We start from the raw sequence: 12,326 nt of genomic DNA, 5'->3' as shown, positions 1-12,326 counted from the left end.
GGGTCCAGCCGCGCGGGCGCCCCTGTCACGCGGACACCGCCGGGGCGCCGGCCGGGTCGGCGGCCTCGTGGGCGAGCACGAAGTCGGCGATGGCGTCCAGGCCGTCGCCGGTGAGGGAGTTGGTGAGCACCACGGGCCGGCCCTGCCGTACCGCGTAGGCGTCCGACTCCATCTGCGCCAGGTCGCAGCGCACGTACTGGGCGATGTCGACCTTGTTGATGACGAGGAGTTCGCACTCGGTGATGCCCGGACCGCGCTTGCGGGGCATCTTGTCGCCCTCGGCGGTGTCCAGCACGAACAGGAACAGGTCGACGAGGGCCGGGCTGAAGGTGAGCGTCAGGTTGTCGCCGCCGCTCTCGAAGAGCAGCGTGTCCACCTCCGGGTGGCGTTCCAGGATCTCGTCGGCGGCGGCCTGGTTCATCGTCGGGTCGTCCCGGACGGCGGTGTGCGGGCAGGCGCCCGTCTCGACGCCGACGATGCGGTCCGCGGCGAGGATCCCGTCCAGGGTGCGCCGTACGTGCGCGGCGTCCTCGGAGGTGTAGATGTCGTTGGTGATCACGGCCGGGGTGCGGCCGCGCCCGATCAGCACCGGGACCAGCGCCTCGATCAGCGCGGTCTTGCCGGAGCCGACCGGCCCGGCGACGCCCACGCGCAGCACACCGTCGGGGGTGCGCCGGACGAGGTCGTCGTCGTGGTGGTGGGAGCCCTTGACCTGGGTGGGGTCGTGCATGGTGATCCTTGTCGGACGTAGGGACGTAGGGACGTAGGGACGTAGGGACGTAGGGACGTAGGGACGTAGGGACGTAGGGACGGGGGAAGGGAGGCGGTGACGGTGGCCGGGGCGCTCAGCTCGCGAACAGCCGTGCCTCGGCGCGTTCGTGACGGCCCGCCATGACGTCGGCCACCGGGACGCAGCCGCCGAGGTCGGCGAGCTCGCGGCCCAGGGCCGCCGCCACGGTCTCCTCGATCACCGGGGCGGCGCCGTGCAGCACCACCTGCGCCCGCCGGTGGTCGGTGAGCCGGAGCCGCAGCGCGGCCCCGGTGAAACTGGCCGCGAAGGCGAACAGCTCGCAGGTGACGGCCTGTTCGACGGTGAGCCCGTTGCCCGCGTGGACGACACCGGCGACCACCGGCTGGCAGCCGCGCACCGCGCCGTCCCGGTACAGCTCCCGGTAGCGCTCGATCGGCTCCGTGCCGTAGACCTCCGCGGCCAGGTCGAGCAGCTGCCGCCCGGTGCGCACCGCGGCCTGCCGCGCCTCCCGGCCCAGCTTGGTGGCGTGCAGCCGCCGTTCCACGGCCACCACCTCGTCCCAGTCGCCCGCGCCGGCCGCGCGATGGGTGAGGGCGAGCGCGGTGGCGTCGGACGGGCCCACGCTGTGGCGGAGCAGGTCCGCGAGGAGCGCGGGCAGGGTGCGCGGGGTGACCGCGCGCGCCTGCTGGAAGCCCTCCAGGCCGTGCGAGAGGGTGTAATAGCCGCTGGGGAAGGCCGAGTCGGTGAGCTGGAGCCCGGTCAGCAGCGCCGGGATCGGCATCGGGTCGTTCACGCCGGGTGTCCGTTCCTGCCGGTGGCCGTCGGTCGCCGTCCGGCCGCGGGGGTCCGCGGGACGCCGGGCGCCCCGCGGACCGTCATGGGGTGGGGTCAGACGATGTAGAAGAGCTGGTTGAGCGGAAGGCGCTCGGCCGGCTCGATGGTGGCGGGTTCGCCGTCCACGGTGACCTTGTACGTCTCCGGGTCGACGTCGATGCGCGGCAGCGCGTCGTTGCGGACCATGTGCTGCTTGCCGACGGTGCGGCAGCGCTGCACCGGCTCGATCCGCCGCTGGAGCCCCAGCTCGCCGGGGACACCGGCGGCGATGGACGCCTGCGACATGAAGGTGACCGAGGTGCGCGACCTGGCCCGGCCGTAGCTGCCGAACATGGGCCGGTAGTACACCGGTTGGGGCGTGGGCAGGGAGGCGTTCGGGTCGCCCATCAGCGCCCAGTTCACCATGCCGCCCTTGATGACCAGCTTGGGCTTGGCGCCGAAGGAGTTGATCGGCCAGAGCACGATGTCGGCGAGCTTGCCGGGCTCCAGCGAGCCGATCACATCGGCCGCACCCACCGCGATCGCCGGGTTGATGGTGAGCTTCGCCAGATAGCGCAGCACCCGCGCGTTGTCGTTGCGGGAGCTGTCCTCGGCCAGCGCGCCGCGCATCTCCTTGCAGTGGTGCGCCGTCTGGAAGGCACGGGCGAAGGACTCGCCGACCCGGCCCATGGCCTGGGAGTCGGAGGAGAAGATGCTGATCACGCCGAGGTCGTGCAGCACCGTCTCGGCGGCGATGGTCTCCGCGCGCACCCGGCTGTCGGCGAAGGACACGTCCTCGGGGATGTCCCGGGACAGGTGGTGGCAGACCATCACCATGTCCAGCAGCTCGTCCACCGAGTTGATGGTGTACGGCAGCGTCGGGTTGGTGGACGCCGGCAGCACGTTGGGCTCACCGGACACCCGCATGATGTCCGGGGCGTGGCCGCCGCCCGCGCCCTCGGTGTGGAAGGTGTGGATGGTCCGGCCGTCGATCGCGGACAGGGTGTCCTCGAAGAAACCGCCCTCGTTGAGGGTGTCGGTGTGGACGGCCATCTGCACGTCGTACTCGTCGGCGACGCGCAGCGCGGTGTCGATGGTGGCCGGGGTGGCGCCCCAGTCCTCGTGCACCTTGAGCCCGGCCACGCCCGCCTCGACCTGCTCGCGCAGCGCCTCGGGCAGGCTGCCGTTGCCCTTGCCGAGCAGACCCACGTTGACCGGCAGGTCCTCGACGGCCTCCAGCATGCGGTGGATGTTCCACGGGCCGGGGGTGCAGGTGGTGCCGTTGCTGCCGTCGGTGGGGCCGGTGCCGCCGCCGAAGAAGGTGGTGATGCCGTTGGACAGGCCCTCCTGGGCCTGCTGCGGGGAGATGAAGTGGATGTGGGTGTCGATGCCGCCGGCCGTGGCGATCAGATGCTCGCCGGAGATGACCTCGGTGCCGGGGCCGATCACCAGTTTGGGGTCGACGCCGTTCTGCACATGCGGGTTGCCGGCCTTGCCGACCCCGACGATCAGACCGCCGCGGACGCCGATGTCGCCCTTGACGACACCCAGCACCGGGTCGAGCACCACGACGTTGGTGATCACCAGGTCGAGGGCGCCCTCGCGGTTGAGCGCGGCCGGGTCCTGGGCCATGCCGTCGCGGATGGCCTTGCCGCCGCCGTAGACGGCCTCGTCGCCGTAGGAACCGGCGTTGTGGTCGTACTCGACCTCGACGACCAGATTGGTGTCGGCCAGGTGGAACCGGTCGCCCACGGTGGGGCCGAACAGGTCCGTGTACTGCTTGCGCGGGATGATCGCCATCAGCGGTCGGCCCCCTCGTTCTCGGTGTCGGCGTCGGTGCCGGCGGCGGCGAATCCCAGCTCGGTGGCGCGGCGCACGGCGGCACGCCGGGTGTCGGCGGCGTTGAGACCGCCGTTGACCAGGGCGGCGAAGCCGACGAGCCGCCGGGTGCCGCCGAAGGCGACCAGCTCCACCTCGCGGGTGTCCCCGGGCTCGAAGCGCACGGCGGTGCCGGACGGGATGTCCAGGTGCATGCCGTAAGCGGCCTCGCGGTCGAACCGCAGGGCGCGGTTGACCTCGAAGAAGTGGTAGTGCGAGCCGATCTGCACGGCGCGGTCGCCGGTGTTGGCGACGGTCAGACTGGCCTTCGCCCTACCGGGGTTGATCTCCACGGGGTCGTCCCCGTAGAGGTAGTGGGCTCCACCCGACATCGTTGTCTCCTAGTTCCAGGCGGTGAATCAGGCGGGTCTCAGGCGCTGATGGGGTCGTGGCAGGTGACGAGCTTGGTCCCGTCCACGAACGCCGTCTCGACCTGGAGGACGGTGAGCATCTCGCGCACCCCGGGCATGACGTCGTCGGCGGTGACGACCTTGCGGCCCAGCTCCATGCACTCGGCCACGGTGTGCCCGTCGCGCGCGGCCTCCAGGACGGCCTCGGTGATCAGCGCTGCGGCCTCGCTGTAGTTGAGCTTGGTGCCCCGGGCCCGGCGGCGGCGGGCCAGGTCCGCCACCACGTAGACGTGGAGCTTGTCGATTTCGCGCGGTGCGAGGTTCATGGCGTCACTTCGCTTTCTCCAACGAGATGCCGGGCCGGTCCAGGGCTGGAACGGCCGCGAGGAAGAGCCAGGTCGTCACGACGAACGGCCAGGTGAAGGGGGACCCGCCGGACGGCTGGGCGAACGCCTGCCAGGCGGCGGTGAAGGGCACCGAGGCCACGGCGGCGAGCGCGGCGTACCCGGCGGTCCACGGGGTGAGGGGCAGGAAGGTGGCGGCCAGGGCGATCGCCACCAGGACCGCGTTGTAGCCGTACAGACCGGCCTCGATCCGGTCGGCGGGCAGGCCCATGGCACAGGCGGTGAGGACCGCGACGACGCTGCCGCAGACCGCGGCGACGGCGGCGGTGCGGGAGGCCACGAGCAGCCCCGCGAGCAGGATCAGGCCCGCGTACCACTGGTCGAGCAGGAAGATCTGCGCGATGCCGTCGCAGCAGGCCCGGCCGAACTCCGCGGCGGACAGGGCGGTGAAGCCGTCCGCGACGACCGGCGGCGCCGCGGCGGCCGGTGCCGTGGGCAGGGCGATCGCCAGCACCCCGGCGACCAGGCAGAAGGGGGCCGTCAGCGCGGGCAGCCCGACCCGGCCGAGCAGCCTCCCGGCCGCCGCGCCGATCACCGCGCACACCGCGGCGGCGAGCACGGCGAGCACGGCGGTCCGCCACGAGGCGCCGAGCCGGACGACGACCGCGATGGCGGTGAGGCAACCGCAGTAGCCCTCAAGGCCCTTGGCCAGTCCGCTCCGGTCGGCGCCCAGGACCGCGGCGGCCGCGGTGGACGAGACCACGCCGAGCAGTCCGTAGCCGCCGACGCGCCAGCCGCCCGCGAACAGCGCGAGCGCGAACAGCAGTCCGGTCCAGGCACTGGGACTGAGGGCGACCTGCGCGATGCCCCGCAAGTGGGTCCGTCCCAGCCGTCCCAGCCGTCCCACATCGGCGGGAACCCAGCCTCCGGACTGTCCACCCCGCCCTCCTGCAGGCATGCCTTCTCCTCGTCAGGGAACATCTCGGGGCACCAACGAACGCTGACGCACGGCGAGAAGCTGCGTGATCAACAACTTGTTGAAGGCTACGCCTGGACCTGACGGGGGAATCTCACCAGCACGATGTGACAGCGCGGTTACGGTTGGAGATCGCCGCTGTTGAACGGGGGCGGGAACGGCGGCCGCCCGGACAGAACTTGATCATGGATTCGAAACCTTGGCACGCCCTTGGGGGTTTCCGGGAGAAAAACCGACCAAAGCGTGAAGGGCGGGCGCGCCGCGCCGGGAGGACTCGGTCGGCACACCGCCCGCCGACTCGCCGCTCAGGCCGCCGGACAGGGCAGCAGCAGAGCGCCGTCGATCCGCTCCCGGGCGGACCTCGGCCCGGCGAGCAGTGCCGGCCGGCCCGCGGCGAGGTCGGCCTGTTCGCGGGCGTCCGCGACGAGGTCGTACAGCTGGTCCCGGCCGTCCGCGTCCCGGTAGTACTCCCAACGGCCGCGCCGCAGCTCCCGGTTGCCGCGCACCCGCCAGAACAGGTACCGCTCGGACAGGTCCTCGCCGCGCAGCAGATCCGCCCCGGGTACGGCGCGGGTAGCGGCCGGTGTAGAGGCTGAACCGGGTGGGTGCTCCCGGGACGGGGCGCGGATCAGTGGAGGGAGCGCCGCCGCGCAGGGCGCACGGCACACCCGGCCCTGCGGACCCGGCCGCGCGGGGACGGCGCACGAAGACGCTCCCCGGAACCGGGAACCGGGAAGCTAGGCTCCCGTCGTGGCCCTCCCCGGAGCGGAAGAGATCCGCGCGCTGCACCTGCGGCACGCCCCGACGCAGGAGGCGTTCGAGCTCGTGCACACGCACTGCGTGATCGTGCGGCACATCACCCGTGAACTGCTCGCCCGCGCCCCGGTGCGCGCCGACACCGAGCTGGCGCTGGCCGGCGCGCTCCTCCACGACATCGGCGTCTACCGGCTCTACGGCCCCGACGGCACCCTGGACGGCGCGGACTACATCCGGCACGGCGTGCTGGGGCACGAACTGCTGCGCGAGGAAGGGCTGCCGGAGGAACTGTGCCGCTTCTGCTCCCACCACACCGGCGTCGGCCTCACCGCACACGACGTCCGCGCCCAGCGGCTCCCGCTGCCGCCCGGGGACTACCTCGCGGACACCATGGAGGAGCGGGCGGTGATGTACGCGGACAAGTTCCACAGCAAGACCGCGCCGCCGGCCTTCCTGACGGCGGCGGCCTACGCGCGCCACGTCGTCCGGTTCGGCGCGGACAAGGTCCGCTCCTTCGAGCGGCTGCGCGCGGAGTTCGGCGAGCCCGATGTGCGCGCGCTCGCCGCGCGCTTCGGACACGCCGTGCGGTGAGGCCCGCCCAGGCCGTGGCGCAGCGGTCGTGCGAAGGGGCCGCTCACCCGGTGGTCCCCGGGCCGCGGGTGGCGGGCCGGTCGGGTGTCGCGTCCTTCTGCCAGGCACCGGTGCCGAGCTTCCCCGTGGTGCCGAGGTCCAGTTCGGGGGTCACGGTCACGGGGGCGGCGCCGGGCCCGGCGACCACTCTCACATAGGGCGCGTTGACGGGATCGCTCTCCAGGCCCGTGGTGTTGCGCCAGACCAGCGTCGCACGCGCGCTCTCCCCGGGCGCCAGCACCACGGGCCTGGGCTCGCCGTCGGCGCCGGTCCCGGTGGCGATCGCGGCGCCGCCGTGCAGGACGCGCACACCGTCGACCGGCCGGTGCCGCTGGTCGAACAGCCGTAGCTGCGGATAGCCGTCGAGCCGGTAGGCGCGCGTCCCGCAGTTCGCCAGATGCAGCCCGACGACGCGCAGCCCCATGGCGGCGTCGCCCCGGTCGGCGTAGACGCGCACCCCGGACGGCGGGCAGGGGCCTGTTTCGGCCGGCGCCTCGGCGGTGGGGACGCTCCTCACCTTGATCACCCGCACCTGTGCCACGCCGTCCGAGCCCGGCGGCAGCACACCGGGGTCCACCGTGCGCCGCACGGTACGGCCGGGCGCCACCGGAGTCACCGTCTGGACCGCACTCACCTGGGCCGTCGCGGAGTTGGTGAGCAGCTGGTAGGTGATCGTGTAGGTGAGGGTCTGCCGTGTGCCGTTGGTGACCTCGAACGCCGGGCAGCCGTCCTCGATCACGGTCCTCACCCTGTCCGTCGCCGTGTAGTCGGGGTTCGCGCCGGTGTCGGGGGTGCCGGACGGGGCGGCCACGGCGCAGGCGGGGGAGGACTGTCCGGGCGCGGCGCCGGAGCCCGGGGCGGCGGACTGCCCCGTGCCGCAGGCCGTGAGCAGCAGCCCGCCGGCGGCGAGGGCGGCGGGGAGGACGAGGAGAGCGCGGCGCATGGGCCAAGTCGATCATCCGCGCCGCCCCGGGGCTGTGACGCACGGCACGTTCTGAGTCACGGAGCTGTCACGACGTCAGGGCACGCGCGGTTGCCGTCCCGGCCTCCGGCCCCGGCCGGGCGCCTCAGTCCTTGTCGTTGGGCATCGTCCGGGTGACCCGGCCGCGGGCGGTCGCTTCGAGATAGCCGCTCTCGTGATACTTGTTGCTCAGATAGACGGCCATGCCGAGCGGGGTGTCCCACGTCGGGTTGGGGGCCCGTACATCGACGTAACGGCTCGACACCTCCTGCACGTTCAGGACCTTGTCCGCCTGCTTCAGCAGCGCGGGGACGGCGTCCCAGTCGAGGTCGTCGATGTCGAACGGACTCTCCAAGGGGGTCACCGTGCCGCTGATGATGCCCTTGCGCGCGCCCTCGCCGGGGCGGTAGGTCCAGTTGTCGTAGCGGGTCTTGCTGCCCGCGACCATCACACTGGCCGACGCGTGGTCGGAGTAGACGACGAAGGAACTCATCCGGTCCGTGCCCGTCGCGGTCTTGAGCGCCCGCACGGCGGAGCGGATGCCGGCCGGGGTCAGCAGGTCGGTGTCCTCGGTCCGCGCGGACGGCGCCGTCCCGGTGCCGCTCGCGGCGGAGGACGCGGACGGACCCGGCGTGGACGTGCCCGGCGTGGACCTGCCCGAGGCGGTCGCGGCCGGGCCGCCGCCGCGGTCGCCCGCGTCGGCGGAGTCGCCGTCCGGGAGGAACGTCCACAGCAGGGTGACCGCGAGCGCGGTCACGGTGACGGAGGCACCGAGCGCGAACCACCGCCGCTTGCCGGGCCAGGACGCCCCGGAAGGGGGCCGCGGGCCGCGACCGTCCGGCACCGGCCGCCCGGGGTCACCGCCGGGCACCGACCGCCCCGGGCCGGGGCCGGGCACCGGCCGTCCGGGGGCGGCGTCCTGGACCGTCCGGACGGGGACGGCGTCCCGGACGGAGGCGGAGGCGGTCGTCGCGCCGGGGCCGCCCGACGCGGGCGGAGCCAGGGGGTACGAGGTGGCGGTGGCCCCCGCACCCGCCGCGGGGCCGGACGGGGCACCGGCGGCGGGCGGCCCGTCCTCGGCCGCCGCGGCGAGCATCGCGTCGACCGCCGCCGGACCGGGGCGCGCGGCGGGGTCCTTGACCAGCACGGCGGTCAGCAACGGGGTGAGCACGCCGGCCCGTTCGGGCGGCGGGAGCGGTTCGTTGAGGACGGCCGCCAGGGTGGCGAGCGTCGAGGCCCGGCGCAGCGGGTGCCGGCCCTCCACGGCGACGTACAGCATCATCGCCAGCGACCACAGGTCCGCCCCGGGACCGCCCTCGTCGCCGGAGACCCGCTCGGGCGCCATGTAGTCAGGGGTGCCGATGACCGAGCCGGTCGCGGTGAGCGCGGTCGCCTCGCGGACGGCCGCGATGCCGAAGTCGGTGAGGACCGGACGCCCGTCCGGCCGCAGCAGCACGTTGGCGGGCTTGACGTCGCGGTGCTCGACGCCCGCCTCGTGGGCGGCGCGCAGCGCGGCGAGGACGTCACGGCCCAGGCGCGCCGCCTCCCGCGGCTCCATCGGGCCCCGGGCGAGGCGGTCGGCGAGCGAGCCGCCGGTCACCAGCTCCATCACGAGCCAGGGATAGGTGCCTTCGCCGGCGTCGACCACATGGTGGATGGTGACGACATTGGGGTGGTCGACGCGGGCCAGGGCGCGGGCCTCGCGCAGGACCCGGGCGCGCAGCAGGGCCGCCGCCCGCGGGTCGTACTCCGCGAGCGTGGGGTCGGGCGGCCGTACCTCCTTGAGCGCCACGACCCGGTCGAGCACCAGGTCGCGCGCCCGCCAGACCGTGCCCATGCCCCCGCCGCCGAGCCGTGCCTCCAGCTCGAAGCGGCCGTCGATGACCCGCCGCACGGAACCCCCCTCGCTCATGGAACCGAGCCTACGAGACACCTGTGACACCACCGGCACCGGGCCGCCCGCCGGACCCCGCCCCGGCGGGGCGGGGCCCGGCCGGGCCGGAGGTCACCGTCCGGCGTTCTCCGCGTACGCCGCCAGTTCCGCGAGGAACTCCTCGCGCACGGCGGGCGCCGCCCAGGAGATCTCGATGGCGTTGCGCTGGAGCCGCACCAGGTCGGCGTCGGACAGCTCCGCCGGACCGCGCAGGGCGGCCAGGTTCTCCGCGACATAGCCCGGGAAGTACGCCGGGTCGTCGGAGTTGACCGTCACCTTCACGTCCGCGTCGAGCAGCGCGCGGATCTCGGCGGCCTTCATGCCGTCGGTGACATGGGCGTTGGAGATCGGGCACACGGTCAGCCCGAGACCGCGCTCCCGGATCCGGGCGAGCAGGGCCGGGTCCTCCAGGGCGTTCACGCCGTGGTCGATGCGGTCGGCCCCGATCTCCTCGACCACCTGGCGGATGTGCTCCGTGGAGTTCTCCTGGTCGACGTCGCAGTGCATCGTCAGCCGGTAGCCCTCGGCCCGCGCGCGGGCGAACACCTCGCGGAACTTCACCGGCGGGTTGCCCGCCTCGTCCGAGTCCAGCCCGACGCCGACGATCCACTCCTTGTACGGCAGCGACTGTACCAGCGTGGCCATCGCGAACTCGGCCTGGAAGTCGCGCAGGAAGCACATCACCAGCCGGCCCCGGAACCCGGTGGCGCGCTCGGCGTCGTCCAGGGCCCGGGTCAGTCCGCGCACGACGGTGTCGAAGGCGACCCCGCGCGCGGTGTGCGCCTGCGGGTCGAAGAAGATCTCCGCGTACCGCACGTTCTGGGAGTGCGCCTTGGCCGCGTAGGCCGCCGCCAGGTCGTAGAAGTCCTGCTCGGTGCGGAGCACGGACATTCCCTCGTAGTAGACGGCGAGGAAGCCGGGCAGGTCGTGGAAGTCGTACGCGGCGCGCAGCGCGCTCTCGTCGGCGTACGGCAGCGCGATGCCGCCGCGCTGCGCCAGCGCGAACTTCAGGGCGGGCTCCAGCGTGCCCTCGATGTGCAGGTGCAGCTCGCACTTGGGCAGGCCGGCGACGAACGCGTCCACGGGTGCGGGAGCGGTGGTCATGACGGGGAACTCCTCGGCGGGTGAGGTCAGTTGACGGGGCGGGCGATGTCGACGACGTCCTGGGTGTGGTAGTTGACGACGCCCAGGTCGGTGACGGCGTACTCGGGGATGGCGGTGATCTCCAGGAAGATCAGATAGCCGAAGGCGGACGGCAGCGCGCAGCCGAGGGCACGCGCGGCGGCCTCCAGGCGGTCCTCGGCCGCGGCCATCTCCTCCGGGGCGAGGTCGGCGACGATGCCGGCCACCGGCAGCGGCAGGAACTCCTTGATCTCGCCGCCGTCCACGACGACCTGTCCGCCGCCCCGCTCGGCCAGGTGGTTCACCGCGAGGGCCATGTCGGCGCGGTCGGCGCCCACGCAGACGATGTTGTTGTCGTCGGGGGCGGCGGAGGAGGCGATCGCGCCGGAGCGCAGGCCGAACCCGTTGATCATCGCGGTGACGGTCCCGCCGCCGTTCTTCCCGTAGCGCTCGGAGACCGTGACGTACAGGGCGTCCTGCGCCGGGTCGGCGCGGACCGTGCCCTCCACGACCGGCAGCGTCAGCTCCACGCCCTTGCGCACGAACGGCACCGTGCGGTCCATCTCGACCACCAGTACCCGGGCCGCGTCGCCGTCGGCCGCCACCCCGACCGACTCGCCGGTGAGCGGCTTCACCCGGAAGGCGGGGGAGAGGGCGGCGGAGCGCTCGGGGGCGCGCGGCGCCTCGGTCGTACGGCCGTCGCGCGCGACGAGCTTCCCGCGCGCGAACACCTGCTCCACCCGGAAGGACTCGGGGGAGTCGATGATCAGCACATCCGCGTAGCGGCCCGGCGTCAGCGAGCCGACGAGGTGGTCGATGCGGTACATCTCGGCGCAGTTGAGCGTAGCCATCTGGATCGCCTCGACGGGCCGGACACCCGCGGCGATCGCCATGCGCACCAGCTTGTCGAGGTGGCCCTCGCGCAGGATGTCGGCGACATGCATGTCGTCCGTGCAGAAGCCCACGCGCCGCGACTGGGCGCCGAACTCGGTGACGGTGCGCACGTTCTCGTTCATGAAGTGCGCCACCGAGGACTCCCGGATGAGCAGCGACATGCCCGCGCGCAGCTTCAGCAGTGCCTCCTCGGCGGTGTAGCTCTCGTGGTCGAGGCGGACACCGGCGGCGGACAGGGCGTTGACGGTGGTCGGCGCGGCCATCGGGGCGCAGCCGAAGACGGGCAGCCGGTTGCGGTGGGCCAGTTCGAGGGCGCGCAGCACCTTCTCGTCGCGGTTGAGGACGAACTCGGCGACCGTCTCCCACACGCCGAAGCAGTCCGCCCAGCCCTGCGTCTCGGCGTGCTCGTCGGGCCCGAAGGTGAAACCGACCGTCGTCTCGGGCAGCGTGTAGGGCGTCTTGAACGGGGCGCCCCAGAAGATCTTCATGGGTCCGGCCTCCGCCTCGCGCAGCGCCTCGCGCACCCCGTCCAGACCGGCGACCACGAGGAACTGGTCGAGCCCGGAGACGACCGAGGTGGTGCCGTACCGGACGACCGCGTCGGCGAACATCGTCACCGACAGCTTGGAGCACTCCAGGTGCAGATGCCCGTCGATGAGCCCCGGCGTCAGGTACTTGCCGCTCGCGTCGACGAACTCGGTGTCCGGTCCCACGTACGCGCTCACGTCACCGGTCGCGGCGATGCGGTCGCCGGTGACGGCGACGTCGGCCGGGTAGATCTCGCCGGTGCAGACGTTGACGAGCTGCCCGCCCCGGATGACGCGGTCCGCCTTGGTCACGCCCTCGGAGGCGTCGATGAGCTGGCGCAGGGTGGGGTGGTTCATGGGGGTGGCTCCAGAGGACGAGGAAGACAGGAGT

Annotated in this window: 12 protein-coding genes; 1 reads left to right on the top strand and 11 read right to left on the bottom strand. The window is 73.2% G+C overall.

What is annotated here, in order from left to right; all coding sequences use genetic code 11:
- Positions 1-25: 25 nt before the first annotated feature.
- The 7 genes from ureG to R4Z62_RS01595 all read right to left on the bottom strand — a co-directional run bounded on the left by ureG (position 26) and on the right by R4Z62_RS01595 (position 5,618).
- Positions 26-730 carry an urease accessory protein UreG gene (gene ureG, locus R4Z62_RS01625; protein ID WP_237305283.1) on the bottom strand — a complete coding sequence of 235 codons (705 nt, stop codon included), beginning with the start codon at positions 728-730 and terminating at the stop codon, positions 26-28.
- Positions 731-845: 115 nt separating this feature from the next.
- Entirely contained in the window at positions 846-1,532 is a 687-nt protein-coding gene (locus R4Z62_RS01620; RefSeq protein ID WP_064537182.1) for an urease accessory protein UreF, read from the bottom strand.
- Between the two features lie 107 nt (positions 1,533-1,639).
- Positions 1,640-3,364 carry an urease subunit alpha gene (ureC, locus tag R4Z62_RS01615; protein ID WP_491518921.1) on the bottom strand — a complete coding sequence of 575 codons (1,725 nt, stop codon included), beginning with the start codon at positions 3,362-3,364 and terminating at the stop codon, positions 1,640-1,642.
- Entirely contained in the window at positions 3,364-3,774 is a 411-nt protein-coding gene (locus R4Z62_RS01610; protein WP_491518920.1) for an urease subunit beta, read from the bottom strand. The genes ureC and R4Z62_RS01610 overlap by 1 nt, the downstream gene beginning before the upstream one ends.
- A gap of 38 nt (positions 3,775-3,812) precedes the next feature.
- Positions 3,813-4,118: an urease subunit gamma gene (locus tag R4Z62_RS01605; protein ID WP_018566573.1), complete on the bottom strand. Its 306-nt coding sequence runs from the start codon at positions 4,116-4,118 to the stop codon at positions 3,813-3,815.
- Positions 4,119-4,122: 4 nt separating this feature from the next.
- Complete coding sequence (locus R4Z62_RS01600) at positions 4,123-5,010, bottom strand: urea transporter (protein ID WP_491518919.1); 888 nt, start codon at positions 5,008-5,010, stop codon at positions 4,123-4,125.
- A 407-nt stretch (positions 5,011-5,417) separates the two neighbouring features.
- Positions 5,418-5,618, bottom strand: coding sequence for a hypothetical protein (locus tag R4Z62_RS01595; RefSeq protein ID WP_491518918.1), 201 nt, complete (start codon positions 5,616-5,618; stop codon positions 5,418-5,420).
- Between the two features lie 244 nt (positions 5,619-5,862).
- On the opposite strand from R4Z62_RS01595, the gene R4Z62_RS01590 reads away from it, so the two are divergent.
- Positions 5,863-6,459, top strand: a complete 597-nt coding sequence (locus tag R4Z62_RS01590) for an HDIG domain-containing metalloprotein (protein WP_355485465.1) — start codon at positions 5,863-5,865, stop codon at positions 6,457-6,459.
- A gap of 43 nt (positions 6,460-6,502) precedes the next feature.
- Here the strand turns inward: R4Z62_RS01590 and R4Z62_RS01585 are convergent, their stop codons facing one another.
- The 4 genes from R4Z62_RS01585 to R4Z62_RS01570 form a co-directional block, all read right to left on the bottom strand.
- Complete coding sequence (locus R4Z62_RS01585) at positions 6,503-7,441, bottom strand: DUF4232 domain-containing protein (RefSeq protein ID WP_382847158.1); 939 nt, start codon at positions 7,439-7,441, stop codon at positions 6,503-6,505.
- 124 nt (positions 7,442-7,565) lie between these two features.
- Positions 7,566-9,371 carry a serine/threonine-protein kinase gene (locus tag R4Z62_RS01580; protein WP_491518917.1) on the bottom strand — a complete coding sequence of 602 codons (1,806 nt, stop codon included), beginning with the start codon at positions 9,369-9,371 and terminating at the stop codon, positions 7,566-7,568.
- A gap of 93 nt (positions 9,372-9,464) precedes the next feature.
- Complete coding sequence (gene add, locus R4Z62_RS01575) at positions 9,465-10,496, bottom strand: adenosine deaminase (RefSeq protein WP_064531052.1); 1,032 nt, start codon at positions 10,494-10,496, stop codon at positions 9,465-9,467.
- A gap of 26 nt (positions 10,497-10,522) precedes the next feature.
- A complete protein-coding gene (locus R4Z62_RS01570) occupies positions 10,523-12,292 on the bottom strand; it encodes an adenine deaminase C-terminal domain-containing protein (RefSeq protein WP_491518916.1) in 1,770 nt (589 codons plus the stop codon).
- Between the last annotated feature and the right edge of the window lie 34 nt (positions 12,293-12,326).

The sequence above is a fragment of the Streptomyces sp. PL-25 genome, from assembly GCF_058344915.1.
This window is presented reverse-complemented; position numbering and strand designations above follow the sequence as displayed.

What these genes read in the sequence shown, in the direction of transcription:
- ureC (WP_491518921.1), bottom strand. Translation starts at nt 3,364, where the DNA reads ATGGCGATCATCCCGCGCAAGCAGTACACGGACCTGTTCGGCCCCACC.
- R4Z62_RS01620 (WP_064537182.1), bottom strand. Translation starts at nt 1,532, where the DNA reads ATGCCGATCCCGGCGCTGCTGACCGGGCTCCAGCTCACCGACTCGGCC.
- R4Z62_RS01610 (WP_491518920.1), bottom strand. Translation starts at nt 3,774, where the DNA reads ATGTCGGGTGGAGCCCACTACCTCTACGGGGACGACCCCGTGGAGATC.
- R4Z62_RS01580 (WP_491518917.1), bottom strand. Translation starts at nt 9,371, where the DNA reads ATGAGCGAGGGGGGTTCCGTGCGGCGGGTCATCGACGGCCGCTTCGAG.
- add (WP_064531052.1), bottom strand. Translation starts at nt 10,496, where the DNA reads ATGACCACCGCTCCCGCACCCGTGGACGCGTTCGTCGCCGGCCTGCCC.
- R4Z62_RS01570 (WP_491518916.1), bottom strand. Translation starts at nt 12,292, where the DNA reads ATGAACCACCCCACCCTGCGCCAGCTCATCGACGCCTCCGAGGGCGTG.
- R4Z62_RS01585 (WP_382847158.1), bottom strand. Translation starts at nt 7,441, where the DNA reads ATGCGCCGCGCTCTCCTCGTCCTCCCCGCCGCCCTCGCCGCCGGCGGG.
- ureG (WP_237305283.1), bottom strand. Translation starts at nt 730, where the DNA reads ATGCACGACCCCACCCAGGTCAAGGGCTCCCACCACCACGACGACGAC.
- R4Z62_RS01605 (WP_018566573.1), bottom strand. Translation starts at nt 4,118, where the DNA reads ATGAACCTCGCACCGCGCGAAATCGACAAGCTCCACGTCTACGTGGTG.